Origin of the sequence: Natronobiforma cellulositropha (assembly GCF_025629245.1) — an archaeon.
Classification (GTDB): Archaea; Halobacteriota; Halobacteria; order Halobacteriales; family Natrialbaceae; genus Natronobiforma; species Natronobiforma cellulositropha.
This window is the reverse complement of record NZ_JANZXN010000030.1, coordinates 103,100-123,824: the sequence shown is the minus strand read 5'-3', so window position 1 is coordinate 123,824 and position 20,725 is coordinate 103,100. Positions and strand designations below refer to the sequence as shown.

Genomic DNA, 20,725 nt, shown 5'->3' with positions numbered 1-20,725 from the left:
CGCGTGGTTTAGTATAGCTCGCGTACCGTTCTCCTCACGCACGTTCTCGGGCCGATAACCACTGCTTACTCGCCGCCTCGAGCGGTGCTGCCCGTGCAACACAAGCTATTTGGACGTTCCTCGGGAACTCCCGACTGATGACCGTCGATCTCGTGGTTCGAAACTGTCGCGTGGTTACGCACACCTCGAGCAGTCCCGACACCGGCATCGCCGTCGACGACGGACGCATCGTCGCCGTCGGCCGCCCGGCGAACCTCCCGGAGTCCGAGCGGACCCTCGACGCCGACGGCAACGTGGTCGTCCCCGGCATCGTCGACTGCCACATCCACAACCGCGAACCCGGTCTCGAGTACAAAGAAGACTGGGAGTCGGCGACGCGCGCGGCGGCCGCAGGCGGCGTCACCACCGTCGTCGGCATGCCGAACACCGACCCCGTGATCGACCGGCCACAGCACCTCGCGCTGAAGTTCCGTCGCGGTGAGCGTCGCGCACACGTCGACTTCCAGAGCTTCGCCGTCGTCACCTCCGAGAACCTCGAGCGTATCTCCGCGCTCGACGAGGCGGGTGCGCTCGGCTTCAAGATCTTCCTCGGATCGACCGTCGGCGACGTGCCCGCCCCGACCGACGGCGAGATTCTCGAGGCGATGGCCGAGATCAGAGAGACCGGCAAACGCCTCGGCTTCCACGAGGAGAACGGCGAGATCATCGACCACTACGAGGCGAAGTTCAGAGCCGAGGGACGAACCGACCCGATCGACCACTCCCACTCGCGGCCGGTGATCGCCGAACGCGAAGCGATCGAGCGGATGATCACCTTCGCCGAGGAGACCGGCACGAAGATCCACATGTACCACGTCTCCTCCGGCTCCGGCGCGGAAGCGGTCGGCCGTGGCAAGGCCCGCGGCGTCGACGTCACCGCCGAGACCTGCCCACACTACCTCTGGTTCACCGAGGAGGTCATGCGCGAGAAGGGCAACGTCGCGCGCATCCAGCCGCCGATCCGCGACGAACGCGAACAGGCCCGCCTCTGGGACGCCCTCGAGGCTGGCTCGATCGACACCATCGCGACCGACCACGCCCCCCACACCGACGACGAGAAACTCGTCGACGCCCCCTTCGGAAACACCTGGGACGCCATGTCCGGCTTCGTCGGTCTCGAGACCGAAGTCCCCGCCATGCTCACCTTCGTCGCGAAGGGCAAACTCACGCTCGAGGAGTGGGTCTACCACCACTCGACCCGCCCCGCCCAGGTGTGGGGGATGTACCCCCAGAAAGGCTCGCTCCAGGTCGGCACCGACGCCGACTTCACGGTCGTCGACCCCGACTACGAGTGGACACTCGAGGACCGTCACACCCTCCACTCGAAGTCGACGGCGACCCCGTTCGAAGGCGAGACCTTCACCGGGAAGGCGACCGCGACCGTCGTCCGCGGCGAGGTCGTCTACGAGAACGGCGAGGTCGTCGGCGAACCCGGCTTCGGCACCCGCGTCGACGTCGACTGAGTTCACTTCACGCTCGAGTGAGAAAATTCATGGTTCGAACGCCCCAATCGGGACCAATGACCATCCGCTCGAGTCTCCCGGACGGACCACGAACTCACCTCGACATGCTCGCGCTCGAACGCCACGAGCGGGTCACCTACGTCGAATCGCTCCTCGAGTACCAGGGCCACGTCATCTCGTTTCTCGTCACCGTCGGCGAGGAGACGGTCGGTCTCCACTGCGACCGTGAGACCTCGACCTGGCGCGAGGTCGCCCGCGGTCCCGACCGCGACGAGGTCCGCGCCGACCACGAGGCGTGGCTCGAAGCCGAGATCGATACGGCGGCCCTCGAAAAACCGGCCGACGAGTGACTCTCGCCAGTTTTTCACTCGAGGTCCGCGCCGACGGCCTCCTCGACCGACGAGAAGCCGTCGCGCTCGAGTAACGCGACCAGGCCACGGTTGATCTCGCTGGCGGTCGACGGGCCACGGTAGACGAAGCCGGTGTAGAGCTGGACGAGCGACGCGCCTGCGCGGATCTTCGCGTACGCACTCTCGGCGGAGTCGACGCCGCCGACGCCGACGATCGGCAAGTCGGTGTTCGCCGCCAGCAGGCGGACCACCTCCGTCGAGCGCCCCTCGAGTGGCTTCCCGCTCAGGCCGCCCCACTCGCGGGGGTCCTCCGTGAGCCCGTCCCGGGCGGTCGTCGTGTTCGTCGCGACGATGCCGTCGAGGTCGAACTGTTCGACGATCTCGAGTAACTCGAGGATCGACGACTCGGGGGCGTCGGGACCGATCTTCACGAGGACCGGCTTCTCCTCGGGGTTCTCGTCCTCGAGCGTCTCGAAGATCGCTCGCAGGTGTTCGGGCGACTGCTGGTCGAACGTCTCTGGGGTGTTCGGACAGGAGACGTTGACCACGAAGTAGTCGGGGTAGGGGTAGAGGCGGTCGAACACCCGTCGGTAGTCCTCGATGGCCTCCTCGGCGTTCGAGGTGTTCATCTTCCCGACGTTGACGCCGACCGGCCGCGGTGGGAGACCGCCGGTCTCGAGGCGGTCTTTCACGCGTTCGGCTCCGTGGCCGTTGAACCCCATCCGGTTGACCATCGCACCGTCGGCGGGCAGGCGGAACAGTCGCGGCCGTTCGTTGCCTGGCTGGGGGTAGGGGGTGACCGTCCCGACTTCGACGAACCCGAACCCGAGCGCCGCGAGCGCGTGGGTCACCTCGGCGTTCTTGTCGAAGCCGGCGGCGACACCCACCGGGTTGGGGAAGGTCGTCCCCAGGAGTTCGACCTCGAGTGCGGGGTGTTCGTAGCCGTAGGCGTACCGGAGTGCCCGTCGGGTCGACTCGGTGGCTCCCCCAGTTCGCAAGGCGAGTTTCCCCAGTTCGTGGGCGGTCTCGGCCGGGAGTCGAAAGAGTGCCGGCCGGAGGAGTTCGTACAGCGCCATTTCCCTCTCCTCTGCGGCGAGACCGATTAAACCCCTCGGGACGCGCTCGGGCGTCGACACCCTGCACGTGCCCTCTTTTTCCGGCTGTCGGCCGCTCCGATGGCCGACCGTCGCCCACCGGCCCGACCGCGACGGGTCTTCGAGTTCCGGCCGGACACCCCCGAATCGTCGCTGACTGCCATTTATTGACATATAGTCGAAAACTGCTGCGATAATCGCCCATGTTGTGTGTTATCGCCACCGGGCGTAAAATATCGGCCGCAAAACTCGCGGGGTCTGGCTGACGGATAACGAAATAGTTTTCCTGTGGCTACCGCTTGAGTCGACTAACGAAACTCGAGCCATGAGCAACGAGAAACTGTCGGACGGAGGGAAACGCCGTGGCGGATAAGCGCGTCATCGTCCCGTTGTCGGAATCGATCACCGTCCGACAGACCGTCGGGTACGCCGCTCGAGCGGCCGCGGGGACCGACGAGGACGCCGAATTGCACCTCGTCGTCGCCGTTCCCTACGAGACCACCAGCCCGGAAGGGAGCGGAGACATCGAGCGCGCTCAGGCACTGCTCGACCGCGCGGCCGCCTGGGTCAGAGAGGACGCCGACCCCGAGACGCTCACCGTCGAGACGGCCGTCATCGGCGCCGACGAGTACCTCTTCGGCCCGCGCGACTACGTCCGCGCGTTCGAAACCTACGCCGCCGACCACGACATCGGCCGCGTCGTCCTCGACCCGGAGTACCAGCCCGGCGCGACCGCCCCGATGCTCCAGCCACTCGAGCGCGAACTCGCCACGACTGACCTCGAGTTCGAGGAAGCGCCGGTCGAACGGCCGGCGCGCCACGAGCGCCTGGTCGGACCCGGCAGTCGCAGCCGCCTCGTCACGATGTTTCTCATCTCTTACGGCTTCTACCTCGTCCTCGGGGATCCGTTCTACCCGTTCGATCTGATCACCGGCGCGGCGGTCGCCGGCATCGTCGCGATCACGCTCTCACACGTCACGTTCACCACGGCACCGACGCTCGTCGGCTCGCCGCTGCGGACGATCCGCTTCGCGCTCTACATTCCGTACCTGTTAGTCGAGATTATCCGGGCGAACGTCGCCATCGCACTCGTGATCCTCCGGCCGTCGATGCCGATCGATCCGTCGGTCTGTCGCGTCAACGCCCGCGTCAGGAGCGGTCTCCCGCTGCTCGCCCTCGCCAACAGCATCACGCTCACCCCCGGCACGCTCACCGTCCGGGCGAACGACCAGCAACTGATCGTCCACGCGCTCGTCCCCGACGCCCGCGAAGACCTCTTCGACGGCTCACTCGAGCGCGCCGTCCGCTTCGTCTTCTACGGCCGCGATGGGGCGGCGATTCCGACCCCGCGCGAACGCGGCGACACCGAGATCATCGGTGGTGACGAGCTATGACCGCCGAGTTGCTCGACGACATCTTCCTGGCGACGGCGGCGATCTTCGTCCTGCTCGCCATCGCCATGCTGTACCGCGCCGTCGCGGGACCGACCACCCAGGACCGCGTCCTCGCGGTGAACGTCCTCGGGACGAACACCGTCGTGATCCTGGCGCTGTTGGCCGCCGGACTCGGCCAGCCCTGGTTCCTCGACATCGCGCTGATCTACGCGCTGCTCAACTTCCTGATGGCTGTCGCCATCTCGAAGTTCACCGTCGAACGAGGTGGGGTGCTGTGATCGAGACCCTCCGCTTCTGGGCGATCGTCGTCCTCCTCGTCGGCGGCATCCTCTTCACCTTCGTCTCCGCCGTCGGCGTGATCCGCCTCCCCGACGTCTACTCGCGGGCACACACGGCCTCCCAGACCGACACGCTCGGTGCCGGACTCGCGCTCGCCGCCGTTGCGCTCGCCCTCGGCTGGCAGGGCGCGACGATCCACACCGTCCTGTTGCTCTTTTTCGTGTTCATCACGAACCCGACGGCCGCCCACGCCATCGCTCGAGCGGCCGCCGAGACCGGCGTGAAGCCGTGGACGGCCGACACCGACGAGGAGGTGGGAGAGAAATGAGCCTCGTCGCCTACACGCTCGCGGTCTTCATCCTCGCGACCGCCGTCGCGACGGCGCTCTTCCGAGACGTGCTCTCTGCGATCGTCGTCTTCGGCTCCTACAGCCTGGGCATGGCGATCCTCTACACCCTCTTGCTCGCTCCCGACGTGGCGATGACTGAGGCTGCCATCGGCGCCGGGGTGACGACGATCTTGCTGTTGCTCACTATCGCGCGGACGACGCGCCCGACCTCCGAGAAGATCTTCGAGCGGGTGAACCTGCCTGCGGTCGTCGTCGTGAGCGCGTTCGTTCTCGTGCTCGTCTCGACGGTCCTCGGCGACATGTACGCCGTCGGCGATCCGGCCGCCCCCGTCTGGGCGAACACCGAGGTCACCCAGTACTACATCCAGCACACCTACGAGGACACCGGCGTCCAGAACGCCGTCACCGCCGTCCTCGCCGCCTACCGTGGCTTCGACACCTTCGGTGAGGCGGTCGTCGTCTTCGCCGCCGGTGTCGCCGTTCTCATCGTCCTCAAACGGGAGGTGTTCGCCTGATGGCCAGCGATACGAGCGAGAGCTTCGACGACACTTACACCGAGAGCCAGGTGATCCTCACCGCCGTGAAGATCATCGCGCCGTTTACGCTCACCTACGGTCTCTTCCTCACCTTCCACGGGGCCGACACCCCCGGCGGTAGCTTCCAGGGTGGGGCCATCATCGGCGTCACCGTCCTGATGCTCGCCTTCGCCTTCGGTATCGAACCCACTCGTCAGTGGCTCTCGAACACCGCCCTCGTCGCGCTCGTCGCCGGCGGCGTGCTCATCTTCCTGAGCGTCGGTCTCGCGACCATCCTCCTCGGCGGGGCGTTCCTCGAGTACGAACTCTTCGAGTCCGTCCTCGGCATCCCCGGCGGCACCAAGTGGGGCATGGAAGCCATCGAGATCGGCGGCATCGCCCTGATCGTCGCGGGCGTCGTCATCACGCTCTTCTTCGCGACCGCCTCCGGGTTCACTCCCGAACGGCGCGACTCGAGCGAGGTCGAGACCCGCCCCGACGGCGGTCTCGAGGGAGGTGAGAAGCGATGATCGGTCTCGAGATCCTCGCCAGCCACTACGCCTACGCGCTGATGTTCGTCCTCCTGGGCGTCGGTCTCTACATGATGATCGCCAACGAGAACCTCGTCAAGAAGGTGATCGGCGTCAACCTCTTCCAGACGGCCATCTTCCTCTTTTTCGTCTCGGTCGCCTACGTCGAGGTCGACGGCGAACCCGGCGACTCGCCGGTCGTCCCGGCCGAGGTGGCCCCCGGCGAGCTGTTCGTCGCGAGCCCGCTCCCGCACGTGATCGTCCTGACGGCCATCGTCGTCGGGGTGGCGCTGACGGCCGTCGCCCTCGCGCTGATCGTCCGCATCTATTCGGAGTACGGAACACTCCGTGAGGACACCCTCAGGGAGGTGCGTGCCGATGAGTGAAGAGATCGGGAGCGTCCTCCCAATCTTGCTCGTGGCCGCGCCCATCCTCGCGGCGACGCTGCCGTTGATCTTCGGGCTCAGACTCGAGCGAACCGGCTGGTCGGTCGCGCTCGTGACCTGTGCGGGGACGTTCCTCGCGTCGCTCTCGCTGGCGACGACGGTCTTCGGCGACGCCACACACGTGCTCGTGATCCACGAACTGGGTGGCTTCGCCCGCCCGGTCGGCATCGAACTCGTCGCCGACGAGTTCTCGACGCTGATCGTCCTGCTCGTCACCGGTGTCTCGCTGGCCGTCCTCGCCTACACGCGCGTCGGCGGCCCGCGCGGGAACACCTTCTACAGCGGCTACCTGCTGTTAGTTGGTGGCTTACTCGGTCTCTCGCTGACCGGCGACGTCTTCAACATGTTCGTCTTCCTCGAGATCGTCGGTCTCGGGACCTACGCGCTCGTCGCCAGCGGCGACGGCCCGGAGTCGGCGGTCGCGGCGCTGAAGTACCTGATCGTCGGCACCGTCGGTGCGTCGCTCTACCTCCTCGGCGTTGGCTTCCTGTTCATGGCGACGGGGACGCTCAACATGCTCGACCTCCAGACGCAGGTCGAGGCGGCTGGCTACGACAACACGCTCGTCGTCGCCGGCTTCGCGTTCATCTTCGTCGGCTTCGCGATCAAGGTCGCCCAGTGGCCGCTCCACGGCTGGCAGCCGGACGCCTACCAGCACGCCCCCGACGGGGTCACGCCGCTGGTCGCCGCACTCGTCTCGACGGTCTCGGCGTACGCGCTCGGTCGCGTCCTGTTCACCGTCTTCACCGTCGACTTCGTCACGGCGACGCCCTACGCGAGTGAGATCATCGTCGCCGTCGGCGCGACCAGCGTCGTCGCCGGGAGCGTCCTCGCGGTCATCCAGTACGACGTCAAGCGGATGCTCGCCTACTCGTCGGTCTCGCAGTTCGGGCTCATCGTCGCCGCCTACGGCATCGCGACCGAGACCGCGTTCGTCGGCGCGGTGATTCACCTGCTCGGCCACGGCCTGCTGAAAGCCGGACTCTTCCTCGCCGTCGGCGTCGTCGCCCTCGGCTACGGCGCGCGAACCGTCGGCGAGTACGCCGGACTCGCCCACGAACGCCCCTACGTCGCCGGCGGGATGGCCGTCCTCCTGATCGCCCTCGTCGGCATCCCGCCGTCGGTCGGCTTCATCGGCAAGTGGTACATCGCCCTCGGGGCCGTCCAGGCCGAGGCGTGGGTCGTCTCCGCGGTCATCTTCCTCTCGACGATGCTCACCCTCGCCTACGTCGCCCGACTGCTCGAGCGGATGTACTTCACCCCCGCCCACCCACTCTCTGACCCCCACGATACCGCTCACGACCACGCGCCCGCTGCGGCGACCGACGGCGGTACTGACGCCGCCAACGGCGGGACCACCGGCCGCGTCACGGTCGCCATGCTCGCGGTCGTCGTCTGTATCGCCGTGCTGGCCGTCCTCCTCGGCTTCGCCGGAGGGCTGTTCTTCGAGTTACTCGAGCCGTTCACTGCGGAGGTGTTCAACTGATGGTAGATCCAGTCTCTGACCCGCGCCCGCTGGCGGCCGTCCTCGTCTCGGCCATCGCGGTCGTCCTGATCGTCGCCTCGTACCGCCACCCGAACGTCCGTGAAGGCTGGTCGGTGCTGGCCGCGCTCACCAAGTTCGGGATCGTCCTGAGTATGCTTCCGGGCGTCCTCGAGGGCACCGTCTACGAGTGGAGCCTCGCCGAGTCGACCGGACTCGAGTTCGTCGCCGGCATCGACTTCACGCTGCGAGCGGACCCGCTGGGGATGCTCTTCGCCTTACTCGCGAGTTTTCTCTGGATCTTCACCTCCTTCTATGCGGCCGGCTACATGCGCGGGCTGGACGAACACGCCCAGACGCGCTTTTTCGCGGCGTTCGCGGCGAGCCTCTCGACGGCGGTCGGTATCGCCTTCGCCGGGAACTTACTCACGATCTTCGTCTTCTACGAACTCCTCTCGCTCGTGACCTACCCGCTGGTCGCCCACAACGAGGACGACGAGGCCAGAATCGCCGGCCGGAAGTACCTCACCTACACCTTCTTCGGCGGCGGGGTGTTCCTGCTGGCGGGGACGGTGCTCGTCTACTGGCTCACCGGACTCGTCGGTGAACCAACGCTCGAGTTCGAAGCCGGCGGGATGGGCGCACTCGCGGAAGCCGCGGCCGTCGATCCGGGAATCGCTCAGGCCGCGTTCTTCCTGCTGATCGCTGGGTTCGGCGTAAAGGCGGCCGTCATGCCGCTTCACTCCTGGCTGGCCGACGCGATGGTCGCGCCGACGCCCGTCTCCGGGCTGCTCCACGCGGTGGCAGTCGTCAAATCCGGGGCGTTCGGCGTCGCCCGCGTCATCCTCGACGTCTACGGCGTCGAGACGATTCAGGCACTTCCCTTACAGGTCCCACTCGTCGGCGAGGTCGGCCTCAACGTACCGATCGCGATTCTCGCGGCGTTCACCTTACTCGCGGCGAGTATCATCGCCCTGCGCAAGGACCACCTCAAGCGACGGCTGGCCTACTCGACGACCGCACAGCTCTCGTACATCGTCCTCGGACTCTCGCTGCTCAATCCGCTGACGATCTTCGGGGCGCTGTTTCACATCCCCGCCCACGCCTTCGGCAAGCTCACCCTCTTCTTCTGTGCGGGGGCGGTCCACGTCGAGACCCACACCGACTACGTCAGCGAGATGGCGGGCATCGGCAAACGGATGCCGCTCGTGATGAGCGCCTTCGCCATCGGTGCGGCCGGAATGGCTGGCATGCCGCTGGTCGCCGGCTTCGTCAGCAAGTTCTACATGCTGACCGGCGCGATGCAGGCCAGCTACTGGCCGTTCGCCCTCGCGCTGATCGTCTCCGGCGTGCTCAACGTCGCCTACCTCTGGCCGGTCGTCTACACCGCCTTCTTCGAGAGCGAGGACCGCCACGACGCGAAACCCCTGCTCGAGTTCCCACCCGGTGGCAAACGCGAGTCCTACGGCGTCCTCGAGGGCGTCGCGACCGACGGCGGCGCACCACAGCCAGCGGGCGGCGGAGACGACGAGACGGAAGCCGACGAGTCCGCGACTGACGACGAGCCAACTGACGAGGACTACGAGTACGCAGTCGATCAGTACCCGAGCGACCACACCCGCGGAACCGATGTCCACGACGATGACGATCACACCCACGACGACGGCGACGACCACCACGGCCACGAAGACCACCACCACGGCGGTGCGCCGCCGGGTGGCTGGGAGCGGCGCTCGCCCTTCTTCGGCGAGAGCACCTGGCTCATGTTGCTCCCGATCAGCGTCATCGCGACCGGCGCGGTCGTCCTCGGTATCGTCCCCGACTACGCCGTCTTCTTCGAGGTGGCCGACACCGTCGTCGAGTCGGTCACCGGTGAGGGGGTGATCCAGCGATGATGGGAACCGAACTCGAGGCGCTCACGATGCTCTACCCGCCGCTGCTCGTCTTCGCAGCGGCGCTGCTGGTCGTCGTCCTCCCGCGTATCGTCGGCTACACGCTGGGGGCGCTGAGTCTCTTCGGCGTCCTCGCCATCGCGCTGTTCGTCCCCGACGGCTCTCACCTCGCGGGCACCTTCCTCGGCTTCGAGGTCGCGCCGTTCTACGTCGACGACTTCAGCCGCCTCGTCGGTATCGGCCTGGGCTTTTTGGGCGCGTTCGCCGTCATCTACGCCTACTCGAGCGAGGCTCCACGGGTGACGGCCGCCTTCGCGCTCGCGTACGTCTCGAGTGCGATCGGCGCGGTCTTCGCGGGCGACTGGCTCACGCTGGTGTTCATGTGGGAGATCATGGCGTTGACGAGCACGCTGGTCGTCTGGCACTACGGCGGTGACGCCGTCCGCGCGGGCTACCGCTACGCCATCGCCCACGGCATCGGTGGCAGTCTGGTGCTGTTCGCCGTCGCCGCCCAGTACGCCGCGACGGACACCTTCTCGATGGTCGGTCCCGACGGCGAGATGCTCGGTATCGCGGCCGGTGTTCCGGCGCTGCTCGCGGTCCTCGGGATCGGCGTCAACGTCGCGTTCGTCGGCTTCCACACCTGGCTGCCGGACACCTACCCACGGCCGCACTTCGCCGCGTCGGTGTTTCTCGCGGCGTTCACGACGAAGACGAGCGCGCTGATCCTCTTCCGGGCGTTCCCCGAGGGCAACCTCTACCTCGCCTACATGGGCGGGCTGATGGCCGTCTACGGCGTCTGTTTCGCGCTGCTCCAGCACGACATGCGGGCGCTGCTCTCCTATCACATCCAGGCCCAGCTGGGCTACATGGTCGCCGGGATCGGTATCGGAACGACCATCGGCATCGCGGGGGCAATGGGCCACCTGTTCAACAACGTCCTCTACAAGAGCCTGCTGTTCATGGCCGTCGGCGTCATCATCTACCGGACCGGCGAGAACGACCTCTACAAACTCGGCGGACTCTGGCGCGAGATGCCGATCACCGCAGTTGCGTTCCTCATCGGGGCGCTCTCGATTACTGCCGTCCCTGGCTTCAGCGGCTTCATCAGCAAGGGGATGGTGCTCGACGCGGCCTCCGGCTACTTCGGCGGTCCCGAGTACCAGGCGCTCTACTGGCTGTTGTTCATCGGCGCCGTCGGGACCTTCCTCTCCTTTATCAAACTGGGCTACTACGCCTTCCTCCACGGTCCCGCCCAGTACACGGTTAGGGACGCCAAGACCGGCCAGACGGTGGCGATGTTCTCCGTCGGCGGTGCCTGTCTCCTGCTGGGCCTGCCTGCTCTGGGCTGGCCCGTCTTTACGGACCTGCTCCCACTCGTCGACGGCACCGGCTTCATCGGTACCGAAGGTCCAGAGACGCTCAACCCCTACAGTCCGAGCCACCTGTGGGACGCCGCCGTCTTGCTCACGGTGTCGGTGATCGGCTTCAAACTCATCCGGAAGCCGCTCTCGAAGATCGACCTGCCGGACCCGGCGTTCGTCCTCAACCCGGCGACGTTCTACCTCGGCCGCGGCTCGATGCTCGCCGTCACCGGCACCTACGCCGCCGTCGACCGCGCCGCCGTCGGTGCCGTCCGTCGGTGTTACTGGGCCGGCTCACACCCGACGCTCGCCGTCGACGAGGTCGCCCGCCGACTCCCCGACAGCCTCGTCGAGGTCGACGAACGCCACCCGACCAACGGCGGCCGCCCCTCGACGATCCACCTCAGAGCCAGCATCGGTCTCATCATCCTGCTCGTGACGCTCGTGCTCACGGTCGTCCTCTGGCTGCTCCTCTAGCTCTCGCTCACCGACCTCGTCTCGCTGCTCGAGACGTCCCGCTCTCTCGAGTAACCACGACGTACCACGCCGCGGACACGCAGCACGCGCCGCCGCTCGAGCGTGTGCGCCGAGTGCTCGCACGTTCTCCCGTCGTCGCTTCACCGTCGCCGCGCTCGCCCACGCGTGTCGACCCCGCTCCCCGTGTCGGGATAGGCAGTGGTTACGCCCCGACAAGCGCGGAATTACAATGAACGGGGACCCGCTCTGAGGGGAGTAGATGAGGGTGTACGTGAGACCGCAGCCGTTCCGGCCGTGTTCCGAACGAGGGAGTACTCGAGTCACACTCGAGGTCGTGACGTGAGACCATGTACGAAGAACACTCCGTCGCCGTCGTCGTTCCGGCGTACAACGAAGAGGGATTCGTCGGCGAGGTCATCGAGACGATGCCGTCGTTCGTCGACCGGGTCTACGTCGTCGACGACTGTTCGACCGACGGGACCTGGGCGGAAATCTGTGCCCACGCCGAGACGGCAGCGCACTCGTCTCGCGAGGGTCCGCCGACGGATGCCGACGACAGCGACGATCGAGGGCCCGTCGAACTGGATGCCGACGGTCCCGTCACCGACGGTGGGGCGGCGACGACCGTCGTCCCGATCCGTCACGAACGAAACCGGGGCGTGGGGGGATCGATCAAGACCGGCTACCAGCGTGCCGTCGACGACGGGATCGACGTGACGGCGGTGATGGCCGGCGACGGCCAGATGGACCCGGACCAGCTGCATCGCTTGCTCGAGCCGATCGTCTCCGGCCGGGTCGACTACGCGAAGGGCAACCGCCTGAGCGGCCGCGAGCACATGCGTGAGATGTCGACGTGGCGGCTCTTCGGCAACGTCACGCTGACGTTCCTCACGAAGGTCGCGAGCGGCTACTGGGGGATGATGGATCCGCAGAACGGCTACACCGCGATCTCGAGGGACGCACTCGAGCGCGTCGACCTCGAGAACCTCTACGAGCAGTACGGCTTCTCGAACGACCTGCTGGTGGCGCTCAACACCCGTGGCTTTCGCATCGCCGACGTCTCGATGCCCGCGGTCTACGGCGACGAACAGAGCCACATCGAGTACCGCTCGTTCGTTCCGAACCTCTCGAAACTGCTGCTCGTGCGCTTTCTCAGACGGCTCACGCTCCGGTACGTGGTGACGGACTTCCACCCGCTGGCGTTCGTCTACGCCCTCGGTGCGCTCGGATTCGCCGTCACGGCCGGCTCGCTCGCGTGGCTGGTACGCCCCGGTGCGGGCGACGACGCGGCTGATGGCTTCGCTACGAGCGCACTCCTCGCACTCGTCTCCGGTCTCTGTCTCTTGCTGGCGATGACGTTCGACCGCTACGAGAACGACGACATGGTGGTGAGCGTCCGATGAAGCTGATCGTGACCATCCAGCACCCTGCCCACGTCCACTTCTACCGTCACGCCATCGACGAACTCGAGACCGACGGCCACGAGGTGCACGTTTTCGCCCGCGAGAACGACCTCGCGGTGCCGTTGCTCGAGCGCTACGACGTTCCACACGAGGTGCTCGCGGGCCCGCAGGACTCGCTGTTCGGTCTCGCTCGCGTCCAGGCGACCTACGAACTCAAACTCTTGCGGCGGGCGCTCTCGATCCGGCCGGACGTGATGACTGCCATCGGCGGTGTCGCGGTCTCACACGTGGCCAGCCTCGTGGGTGCCCAGAGCGTGATCTTCGTCGACAACGAGGGGGCGACCTCGCACAAGATCACGATTCCGTTCGCCGACGTCGTCTGTACGCCCAAGCGCTTCGGCGACGACTACGGCGCGAAGCAGCTGCGCTACGACGGCTTTCACGAACTCGCCTACCTCCACCCCGACCGTTTCGATCCCTCACCCGAGCGGCTCCGACGCTACGGCGTCGAACCCGACGACCCCTACTTCGTGCTCCGCTTCCGGAAGTGGGACGCCCTCCACGACGTCGGCGAGAACGGTCTCAGCAGACAGGGCAAGGAGACGCTGGTCTCGCTGCTCGCGGACCACGGCGAGGTGTTCATCACGAGTACGGACCCCCTCCCGCCGAGTCTCGAGCCGTATCGCCTTCCCGTCCCACCGCACCTGATCCACGACTTACTCTACTACGCCGACCTCTACGCGGGCGACTCCGCGACGATGGCGACCGAGGCTGCCCTCCTCGCGACGCCGGCGGTCCGCATCCAGTCGTTCGCCGCCTGGGAGGATGACCTGAGCAACTTCGTCGAACTCGAGGAGGAGTACGACCTGCTCCGGTCGACTCACGACGAGGTCGAAGCGTTCGGCTACGTCGAGGCGCTCGTCAGCGACGAGAAGGCGAGCGAGCGCTGGCGTCGCCGTCGCGACCGGCTGCTCGCGGACAAACTCGACGTGACGACCCTGTTGACGGAGTTGCTCACCGCCCAGGCGGGTGAGTCCCGTCGTACCAGACCGCGAGCGACGCAGGTCTCGCGGTAGTGACGGCCGGGACGCTCACAGGAACGGCCGCCAGTAGTACGGACTCACGAACGCCTCGATCACCGCGGCGATCGCCAGCAGCAGGCCGATACCGATCAGCACCCAGACCGCCCGCTCGAGTTCGTCGGCTAGCTCGACGCGGCTCAGCCGTCCACGCACGCTCCGCCACCAGACCAGCCCGAGGTGGATGCCCAGTGCGCCAGCGACGATGATCGCCGGAACCTCGATGATGCCGTGGGGGACGACGAACGCCAGCAACACGTCGGGGTCCGCCTCGAGCTGGGAGAGCATGCCGATGTTGACGCCGTTGAACCAGATGGCGACGACGGCCGGGATGGCGAGGGCGAGTCCGGAGAAGGCGGTCGTCAGCGCGACCAGCCAGTTGTTGCCGAAGAGCTCGAGGGCGAACGCCGGGGGGATGAGTCCCTGGACGCGGCTCCTGATCGAGACCTCGACGATGTCGGCGAGCGGTTCGGCGGCGACCCACCCCATCCAGAAGCCGACGAGACCGATGGCGACGGTGAACCCGTGCAGTAACGGCGTCGAACGGACGAACGTGGCCAACTCGCCGACGCCGCGGCCGACCCCGGAACGAAGCTGTGTCCGCAGGCGTCTCCCGGCCGGTCCGGGTGGTGCGATCGCGTCACGGTAGCCGCCGTAGAGGGTCGTCTTCAGCAGGTCGAGGACGGGTGTCAGGACGAGTGCCGTGACGAGCGGCACGATGGTGACGACGTCGACGATGAACAGCACCGAGAGGACGCTCGTGAAGCCGACGGCGACACCGATCGAGACGACGTAGTAGAAGACCGCCTCGACGGGCCGGCGGCGGAGAAACCCGATGCCGTTTCTGAGCGCGGTGATCGGTCCCACCTCGTCGACGACGATGGCTGCCGGGGCGAACGTAAACAGCGCGCGAATCACCAGGACGGCGAGCAGCCACACCAGTACGCCGACGACGACGATGAGCACCTCGAGCGCCGACTCGCCACCCGCGCCGAGCCAGAGAACGCCACCGATCAGGGCGACGCCGACCGTCACCAGCGCCCACACCAGGAACTCGAGGACGAACAGGCCGAGAAACGAGAGCCAGTAGTTCCTGACACCCGCGACTCCTGGAACCAGTCCGCGCTCTCCTCGCAGACACGCGATGCAGGCCGCTAACTGGCCCGCACTGGCGAGCGCGCTGAGGAGGACGAACAGGACGAGGAAGACGAAGGAGGCGAGTACGAAGAGACCGCCGAGGACGGCCGCGTCGGTCGAGGTGAGTGTGTCGGCGAGTATGGCTCCGATGGCGTCCATCCACTCTACCATCGCCTCCTCCGACTCGAACTCCGGCATCTCGAGTCCCGCTTCGCGGATGCCGTCGTAGAACGCCTCGAGTCGGCCAGTGCTCTGGAGCCAGAGGTAGCCGACGAACGCGGCGAGGAAGACGACGACGCGAGCGACCGCGGGCACCGATGCGCCCAGCACGTAGAACGGCAACAGGTCCACCGCCCGTCGTCGAAACGTCGTTCCGACGGCCCGTACCGCACGCGAGAGTTTCATACGCGTTCGTTACACATCAGCAGGATAAACAATCTGTGGTGCATGTGTTAGCACACGACCCTCGTCGACGCCCACTCGCTTCAGCGCCGCTCACGCCGGTCGTCGCTTCCCGGCGGGACGAACACGAGGTCCTCCTCGACGACCGCGATCGACTGTTCGAGAAACGTCGATCGCAGCGCCGTCTGTGCCGTCGTCGGGTCTGTGCGGTACGGCTCCCCGTCGTGTCCACGCCGGGCACCGTGTGGGGTCAGGTAGTCGCCGTCGACGTCGACTGCGGCGTCCGTACACAGCCGTCTGAGAATCGTACGCGCCCCCTCGGTCGTGATCGCTGGCGGATCGATGGCGTGCTCGCGCGAGACCTCGGCGGCCGTCCCCTCGCTCGTGATCCGCTCGATTTCCTCGTCGCTGTAGCCTCGCTCGCCGAGTACCGACCTGACCTCTCGAGCGATCGACGGGGCGTGACGGGTCGGAAACAGCGGCCACTCGTTCGACGGTGGGTCGAGCACGACGCGGTAACGGCGCAGCGGTGTCCGGGCGGCCGCCGGGAGCGCGACGTCCTCGAGTCGCTGTGACTTTCCGAGGACGCGGATCGTTCCGGTGTAGAAGTCGACGTCGCCCCACGTCGCGCCGCCCCGTCGGTCGTCCTCGGGGACGCGAAAGAGTTCGGCCCCGCGCACCCCGCTGTGGGTGAGGACGGCGACCATCGCGTACTCACGGAGCCGTACCAACCGCTCGTCCCGGTCGGCATCGCTCGCCTCGAGCGCCCGATCTGCGACGTAGGACTCGAGTGTGCGCCGGTGTTCACTGGTCCAGAACTGTCCGCGCGAACCGCTCGTGCCGTCGTCGGTCGGCAGTGCGCCGGTCGCGGTCTCGCTCGCGGCGGGGTTCTCCTCGAGGATGCCGCCGTCGACACACCAGGTGAGGAAGGCGCGGACGACCGCGAAGTAGGTGCCTGCGGTCGACGCCGTGTACCTGCCGCCCTCGGTTCGTGCGCGCAGCGTCTCGGCGTAGGCGCGCATGTGCTCGACCTCGATGTCGAACGTCGAGGTGACCTCGTGTTCGCGGGCGAGCCACTCGGCCCACCGCCGGAGGATCGACTCGGCGTTCGAGGCGTAGGTTCCAGCGCCCGGTCCGTTCGGGTCGCCGACGGCCTTGCGCTCGAGGTAGGCGTCGATGGTGTCGCCGACGGCGGTCACGTCTCGCTCACCTCCGGGGTGGCGCTCTCTGGGTCGCTCGCCCGCCAGCGTCTCACGCTGGACCGACCGCGCCGCTCGCGTCGGTGGCGACGACTCGAGTGTCCACCGAGGTGCCACCTCGCCCGCTCGAGGTCACCGAGTGTGCAGGTCCAGTCGCCCAGTTGCATCTGGTGGGACAGATGCGCTCCACCCCTGTAAAACTGCCTCCCTCACGCGTGGAATAATCTCCGTGTGGAAGCGGGCCGTGGATGGCTCGCTCGCGTCACCGAAGTCCGCGCCTCTCGCCGGATTGCCGAGCGTCCGAGGACCACGACGCTCACGGTTGGATACGTATCAGTCGCCGTGGTGGTGGATAGTATTACAACGGTGATTCTGGAAGGTCGACCGGCAGGAGTGCGTCACGGTGTCCGATGGACGCGGCCGTTCTCGAGTCGTCTCGTGTGGCGTCGACGCCCGGGTGACCGTTGCGGTCCGTCCGGACGGCGTGGTGGCCGACAGTCAGCAGCAGCGATCTCCGACACTTCGACTATGACAGATACGAACGATCCACCCGACGACGGTGACGACGACCGACACGGAATCAGCGACCGACACGGCGACGAGATAGACGAAGACAGCAAAGGGCGCCAGCTCGATCGGGTACGCGAGAATCCCGAGGGGGAGTACCTCACTACCGACCACGGGGTTCGCGTCGAGCATACCGACGACTCGCTGAAGGCGGGCGGGCGTGGGCCGACGCTGATGGAGGACTTCCACTTCCGCGAGAAGATGACGCAGTTCGACCACGAGTCGATCCCCGAACGCGTCGTCCACGCCCGCGGCACCGGTGCACACGGCTACTTCCAGCCCTACGGGGACCCCGACCTCGGCGAGTACGACGACATCTCGGAGCTGACGAAGGCGTCGTTCCTCCAGGACTCAGACCGGAAGACACCCGTCTTCGTCCGGTTCTCGACGGTCGTCGGCTCGAGAGGCTCCGCCGACACCGTCCGGGACGTTCGCGGCTTCGCGACGAAGTTCTACACCGAAGACGGCAACTACGATCTGGTCGGGAACAACATGCCGGTGTTCTTCATCCAGGACGCGATCAAGTTTCCGGACCTGGTCCACGCGATCAAGCCCGAACCGGACGACGGTACGCCGCAGGCGTCGGCCGCTCACGACACCTTCTGGGACTTCGCCTCGCTCATGCCGGAGATCTCGCACATGCTCATGTGGGTGCTCTCCGACCGGGCGCTGCCGCGGTCGTACCGCATGATGGAGGGCTTCGGCGTCCACACCTTCCGCTTCGTCAACGACGAGGGCGACTCTCGGTTCGTGAAGTTTCACTGGAAGCCACGTTACGGCACCCACCAGCTCGTCTGGGACGAGACCCAGAAGATCGCCGGGAAGAACCCGGACTTCAACCGCGAGGGACTCTACGAGGCGATCGAGAACGGACAGTATCCGGAGTGGGAACTCGGCGTCCAGATCGTCGAGGAAGACGAGACCGGCCGTTTCGACTTCGACCTCCTCGACCCGACGAAGATCATCCCCGAAGAGGAGGTTCCCGTCCGGCCGCTCGGGAAGATGGTGCTCGACGAGACGCCGGACAACTTCTTCGCCGAGACCGAACAGGTCGCCTTCCACCCCGGAAACGTCGTCCCCGGGATCGACTTCACGAACGACCCGCTGTTGCAGGGGCGGCTGTTCTCCTATCAGGACACCCAGCTCAACCGCTTCAACAGCGCCAACTGGGACGAGATTCCGATCAACCGTCCGCTCGCGAAGAAACACACCAACCAGCGCGCCGGCTTCATGCGCCAGACGATCAACGAGGGCAGGGCGTCGTACTCGCCGAACTCACTCGGTGAGGACTACCCCGAGGAGACCCCCGAAGACGAGGGCGGCTACGTCCACCACGCCGAGAAGGTCGAGGGCGAGAAGATCCGCGAGCGAAGCGAGAGCTTCCACGATCACTTCACCCAGGCGAAGCTCTTCTGGAACAGCATGACCGAGACCGAGAAACAACACATCGTCGACGCGACCCACTTCGAACTCGGGAAGGTCGACACGATGGCCGTCCGCGAGCGGATGGTCTACGAGATATTCAACAACGTCGACCACGAACTCGCGAGACGCGCCGCCGAGGGCATCGGCGTCGACCCACCCGAAAAACCCGGCGAGCACCACACCGACCACGACGCCGACTCACCCGCGCTCAGCATGGAGAACACCGTCACCGACACCATCGAATCCCGCACAATCGCCATCCTCGTCGACGACGGCTTCGACAGAGCCCACCTCGAGACACTCACCGAGCGACTCGAGGACGAGGGCGCGACGGTGAAAGTCGTCTCGCGACTGCTCGGCGAGCGGACCGGTGCCGACGGCGAGACCGTCGAGACCGACGAGAGCCACGTCACGACCGGTTCGATCGTGTTCGATGCGGTCGTCGTCCCCGGCGGGAGCGACAGCGTCGACGCCCTCACCGAGCAGGGCGACGCCAAATCGTTCGTCGCCGAGGCGTTCAAACACTACAAGCCGGTCGGTGCCATCGGTGAGGGGCGCTCGCTGCTCGAGCGCGTCGACCTCCCCGACGAGTACGACACCGACGGCGACGGCGTCACCACCGTCGACGGTCTCGTCACCGCGGGCGGCGACGACCTCGAGACGTTCGCGAACGAGTTCGTCGACGCCATCGCGGCCCACCGCCACTGGGAACGGACGCAGAAGGAGGTCCCGGCCTGATCTGCCCGACTCACCTCCTCTGCTGGCGCTCTCCGCTGTTCTCGCTGTACTCCTGCTCTCGCTGTACTCCTGCTCTCGCTGTGTCCACCGCGCTGGCCACCGCTCAGCGCCGTCAGTCGGCCACCCCTGCGAGTGCGTGCCAAACCGGCCTGTCCGTGTGTGCAGTAGTCGACCCTATGCAACGCCCAGTGATCGGCCGCCAGTCGGCCGAACGGACTCCGTCCGAGCCCGAGCGGACGGCGACCGCCGGACGCTCGTCTCGCCTCTCGTTCGGCCGTCTCGCTCTCGTCCTCGCCGTCGCCGCGGTCGTCTACGCGCTCTCACGGCGTGCCGACGTGCAGTCGATCGACGAGGCCCGTACTCGAGCCAGCGAGTACGCCGACGGCGCTCGAGCGGCCGCCCTCACCGACCGCCTCGAAGACACGCCGCTCGAGCGGGTCGCCGACCGCCTCGGCCTGCGTGAACGGCTCTCTAGTGAGACGCCCGCGGACGAGGGTAGCGATATCGACGTGCTCGGTCCCGAGCGCTCTCCGGACGAACTCGAGAGCCTCGGCGAGTCGAACATCCAGGAGACGCCCGCCCGGCCGGGCGAACTGACCGTCGAGGACGACGTCGTCGACGACCTGCTCGACGACGACGGAGACGAGTCGTCAACGTAGCCGATTCGTTCGTCTCTTCGTCACTCTGGCCACCTGCGTGGCTCGCGGGCTCGGTCCGAGCCCGCGGTTCAAGCGACCGTGACGACCTCGTCTTCGTAGCTCGAGACCGCCTCGAGTACCGCCTCGCGTTCGTCCTCGCCGACGTCGAACGCGGCGAGCGTCTCCCCGAGGTGGCTCGCGATCGTCTCGAAGTGGTGGTGGTCGATCTCGAGGTGGGCGTGGGCGGTCTCCATGTCCTGGCCGGTGTACTCGCCCGGGCCGCCGGCGACCGCGCTGAGAAATGCCGTCTGGTGCGCTCGCTGTTTCTGCATGTCCGTCTCTTCGAAGAAGTGAGCGACCGTCTCGTCTGCGAGCAACCGATCGTAGAACTCGTCGACGACGGCCGCGATCGCGTCTTCGCCACCGAGTCGTTCGTAGAGTGTTTTTTCACTCATTCTCACC

19 protein-coding genes are annotated in these 20,725 nt (G+C 66.7%); 15 read left to right on the top strand and 4 right to left on the bottom strand.

Annotation, left to right across the window (positions count from 1 at the left end):
- The first annotated feature begins 137 nt into the window (after window positions 1-137).
- A complete protein-coding gene (gene allB, locus N0B15_RS13560; protein ID WP_263020246.1) occupies window positions 138-1,502 on the top strand; it encodes an allantoinase AllB in 1,365 nt (454 codons plus the stop codon).
- Window positions 1,503-1,558: 56 nt separating this feature from the next.
- Window positions 1,559-1,852: a DUF7964 domain-containing protein gene (locus N0B15_RS13555; protein ID WP_263020245.1), complete on the top strand. Its 294-nt coding sequence runs from the start codon at window positions 1,559-1,561 to the stop codon at window positions 1,850-1,852.
- A gap of 14 nt (window positions 1,853-1,866) precedes the next feature.
- Here N0B15_RS13555 and N0B15_RS13550 read toward each other — a convergent pair whose 3' ends face one another.
- Complete coding sequence (locus N0B15_RS13550; protein WP_263020244.1) at window positions 1,867-2,928, bottom strand: quinone-dependent dihydroorotate dehydrogenase; 1,062 nt, start codon at window positions 2,926-2,928, stop codon at window positions 1,867-1,869.
- A gap of 380 nt (window positions 2,929-3,308) precedes the next feature.
- Between N0B15_RS13550 and N0B15_RS13545 the strand changes: the two genes are divergently transcribed.
- The 11 genes from N0B15_RS13545 (at window position 3,309) to N0B15_RS13495 (ending at window position 14,154) form a co-directional block, all read left to right on the top strand.
- Complete coding sequence (locus N0B15_RS13545; RefSeq protein WP_263020243.1) at window positions 3,309-4,340, top strand: monovalent cation/H+ antiporter subunit E; 1,032 nt, start codon at window positions 3,309-3,311, stop codon at window positions 4,338-4,340.
- On the top strand, window positions 4,337-4,618 hold the full coding sequence (locus tag N0B15_RS13540) for a cation:proton antiporter (protein ID WP_263020242.1): 282 nt from the start codon (window positions 4,337-4,339) through the stop codon (window positions 4,616-4,618). Before N0B15_RS13545 ends, N0B15_RS13540 begins: the two co-directional genes overlap by 4 nt.
- Window positions 4,615-4,947 carry a monovalent cation/H(+) antiporter subunit G gene (mnhG, locus tag N0B15_RS13535; protein ID WP_263020241.1) on the top strand — a complete coding sequence of 111 codons (333 nt, stop codon included), beginning with the start codon at window positions 4,615-4,617 and terminating at the stop codon, window positions 4,945-4,947. The genes N0B15_RS13540 and mnhG overlap by 4 nt, the downstream gene beginning before the upstream one ends.
- Window positions 4,944-5,483 (top strand): DUF4040 domain-containing protein, encoded by a 540-nt coding sequence (locus tag N0B15_RS13530; protein WP_263020240.1) that lies wholly within the window; start codon window positions 4,944-4,946, stop codon window positions 5,481-5,483. Before mnhG ends, N0B15_RS13530 begins: the two co-directional genes overlap by 4 nt.
- The gene (locus N0B15_RS13525) at window positions 5,483-6,013 is read left to right on the top strand and encodes an MnhB domain-containing protein (protein ID WP_263020239.1); all 531 of its coding nucleotides are present in this window, start codon (window positions 5,483-5,485) and stop codon (window positions 6,011-6,013) included. The genes N0B15_RS13530 and N0B15_RS13525 overlap by 1 nt, the downstream gene beginning before the upstream one ends.
- A complete protein-coding gene (locus N0B15_RS13520) occupies window positions 6,010-6,399 on the top strand; it encodes a cation:proton antiporter subunit C (RefSeq protein WP_263020238.1) in 390 nt (129 codons plus the stop codon). The genes N0B15_RS13525 and N0B15_RS13520 overlap by 4 nt, the downstream gene beginning before the upstream one ends.
- The gene (locus N0B15_RS13515; protein WP_263020237.1) at window positions 6,392-7,945 is read left to right on the top strand and encodes a proton-conducting transporter transmembrane domain-containing protein; all 1,554 of its coding nucleotides are present in this window, start codon (window positions 6,392-6,394) and stop codon (window positions 7,943-7,945) included. The genes N0B15_RS13520 and N0B15_RS13515 overlap by 8 nt, the downstream gene beginning before the upstream one ends.
- Complete coding sequence (locus N0B15_RS13510; protein ID WP_263020236.1) at window positions 7,945-9,837, top strand: proton-conducting transporter transmembrane domain-containing protein; 1,893 nt, start codon at window positions 7,945-7,947, stop codon at window positions 9,835-9,837. The genes N0B15_RS13515 and N0B15_RS13510 overlap by 1 nt, the downstream gene beginning before the upstream one ends.
- Window positions 9,834-11,675, top strand: coding sequence for a Na(+)/H(+) antiporter subunit D (locus N0B15_RS13505; RefSeq protein ID WP_263020235.1), 1,842 nt, complete (start codon window positions 9,834-9,836; stop codon window positions 11,673-11,675). Before N0B15_RS13510 ends, N0B15_RS13505 begins: the two co-directional genes overlap by 4 nt.
- A gap of 347 nt (window positions 11,676-12,022) precedes the next feature.
- On the top strand, window positions 12,023-13,078 hold the full coding sequence (locus N0B15_RS13500) for a glycosyltransferase family 2 protein (RefSeq protein ID WP_263020234.1): 1,056 nt from the start codon (window positions 12,023-12,025) through the stop codon (window positions 13,076-13,078).
- The gene (locus N0B15_RS13495; RefSeq protein ID WP_263020233.1) at window positions 13,075-14,154 is read left to right on the top strand and encodes a DUF354 domain-containing protein; all 1,080 of its coding nucleotides are present in this window, start codon (window positions 13,075-13,077) and stop codon (window positions 14,152-14,154) included. The genes N0B15_RS13500 and N0B15_RS13495 overlap by 4 nt, the downstream gene beginning before the upstream one ends.
- A 15-nt stretch (window positions 14,155-14,169) precedes the next feature.
- On the opposite strand, the gene N0B15_RS13490 is transcribed toward N0B15_RS13495, so the two are convergent.
- Entirely contained in the window at window positions 14,170-15,699 is a 1,530-nt protein-coding gene (locus N0B15_RS13490; protein WP_263020232.1) for a stage II sporulation protein M, read from the bottom strand.
- Between the two features lie 80 nt (window positions 15,700-15,779).
- Window positions 15,780-16,943: a tyrosine-type recombinase/integrase gene (locus N0B15_RS13485; protein WP_425494242.1), complete on the bottom strand. Its 1,164-nt coding sequence runs from the start codon at window positions 16,941-16,943 to the stop codon at window positions 15,780-15,782.
- A 480-nt stretch (window positions 16,944-17,423) separates the two neighbouring features.
- On the opposite strand from N0B15_RS13485, the gene N0B15_RS13480 reads away from it, so the two are divergent.
- On the top strand, window positions 17,424-19,625 hold the full coding sequence (locus N0B15_RS13480; protein WP_263020231.1) for a catalase: 2,202 nt from the start codon (window positions 17,424-17,426) through the stop codon (window positions 19,623-19,625).
- A gap of 176 nt (window positions 19,626-19,801) precedes the next feature.
- Window positions 19,802-20,284 (top strand): hypothetical protein, encoded by a 483-nt coding sequence (locus tag N0B15_RS13475; protein ID WP_263020230.1) that lies wholly within the window; start codon window positions 19,802-19,804, stop codon window positions 20,282-20,284.
- Between the two features lie 68 nt (window positions 20,285-20,352).
- Here N0B15_RS13475 and N0B15_RS13470 read toward each other — a convergent pair whose 3' ends face one another.
- Window positions 20,353-20,718 (bottom strand): group I truncated hemoglobin, encoded by a 366-nt coding sequence (locus tag N0B15_RS13470; RefSeq protein WP_263020229.1) that lies wholly within the window; start codon window positions 20,716-20,718, stop codon window positions 20,353-20,355.
- Between the last annotated feature and the right edge of the window lie 7 nt (window positions 20,719-20,725).

Excerpts from the sequence above, each read along its gene's own strand:
- N0B15_RS13505 (WP_263020235.1), top strand. The coding sequence starts at position 9,834 with ATGATGGGAACCGAACTCGAGGCGCTCACGATGCTCTACCCGCCGCTG.
- allB (WP_263020246.1), top strand. The coding sequence starts at position 138 with ATGACCGTCGATCTCGTGGTTCGAAACTGTCGCGTGGTTACGCACACC.
- N0B15_RS13475 (WP_263020230.1), top strand. The coding sequence starts at position 19,802 with ATGCAACGCCCAGTGATCGGCCGCCAGTCGGCCGAACGGACTCCGTCC.
- N0B15_RS13495 (WP_263020233.1), top strand. The coding sequence starts at position 13,075 with ATGAAGCTGATCGTGACCATCCAGCACCCTGCCCACGTCCACTTCTAC.
- N0B15_RS13540 (WP_263020242.1), top strand. The coding sequence starts at position 4,337 with ATGACCGCCGAGTTGCTCGACGACATCTTCCTGGCGACGGCGGCGATC.
- N0B15_RS13470 (WP_263020229.1), bottom strand. The coding sequence starts at position 20,718 with ATGAGTGAAAAAACACTCTACGAACGACTCGGTGGCGAAGACGCGATC.
- N0B15_RS13520 (WP_263020238.1), top strand. The coding sequence starts at position 6,010 with ATGATCGGTCTCGAGATCCTCGCCAGCCACTACGCCTACGCGCTGATG.
- N0B15_RS13500 (WP_263020234.1), top strand. The coding sequence starts at position 12,023 with ATGTACGAAGAACACTCCGTCGCCGTCGTCGTTCCGGCGTACAACGAA.
- N0B15_RS13515 (WP_263020237.1), top strand. The coding sequence starts at position 6,392 with ATGAGTGAAGAGATCGGGAGCGTCCTCCCAATCTTGCTCGTGGCCGCG.
- N0B15_RS13480 (WP_263020231.1), top strand. The coding sequence starts at position 17,424 with ATGACAGATACGAACGATCCACCCGACGACGGTGACGACGACCGACAC.
- N0B15_RS13550 (WP_263020244.1), bottom strand. The coding sequence starts at position 2,928 with ATGGCGCTGTACGAACTCCTCCGGCCGGCACTCTTTCGACTCCCGGCC.
- N0B15_RS13555 (WP_263020245.1), top strand. The coding sequence starts at position 1,559 with ATGACCATCCGCTCGAGTCTCCCGGACGGACCACGAACTCACCTCGAC.
- N0B15_RS13525 (WP_263020239.1), top strand. The coding sequence starts at position 5,483 with ATGGCCAGCGATACGAGCGAGAGCTTCGACGACACTTACACCGAGAGC.
- N0B15_RS13490 (WP_263020232.1), bottom strand. The coding sequence starts at position 15,699 with ATGAAACTCTCGCGTGCGGTACGGGCCGTCGGAACGACGTTTCGACGA.
- N0B15_RS13530 (WP_263020240.1), top strand. The coding sequence starts at position 4,944 with ATGAGCCTCGTCGCCTACACGCTCGCGGTCTTCATCCTCGCGACCGCC.
- N0B15_RS13510 (WP_263020236.1), top strand. The coding sequence starts at position 7,945 with ATGGTAGATCCAGTCTCTGACCCGCGCCCGCTGGCGGCCGTCCTCGTC.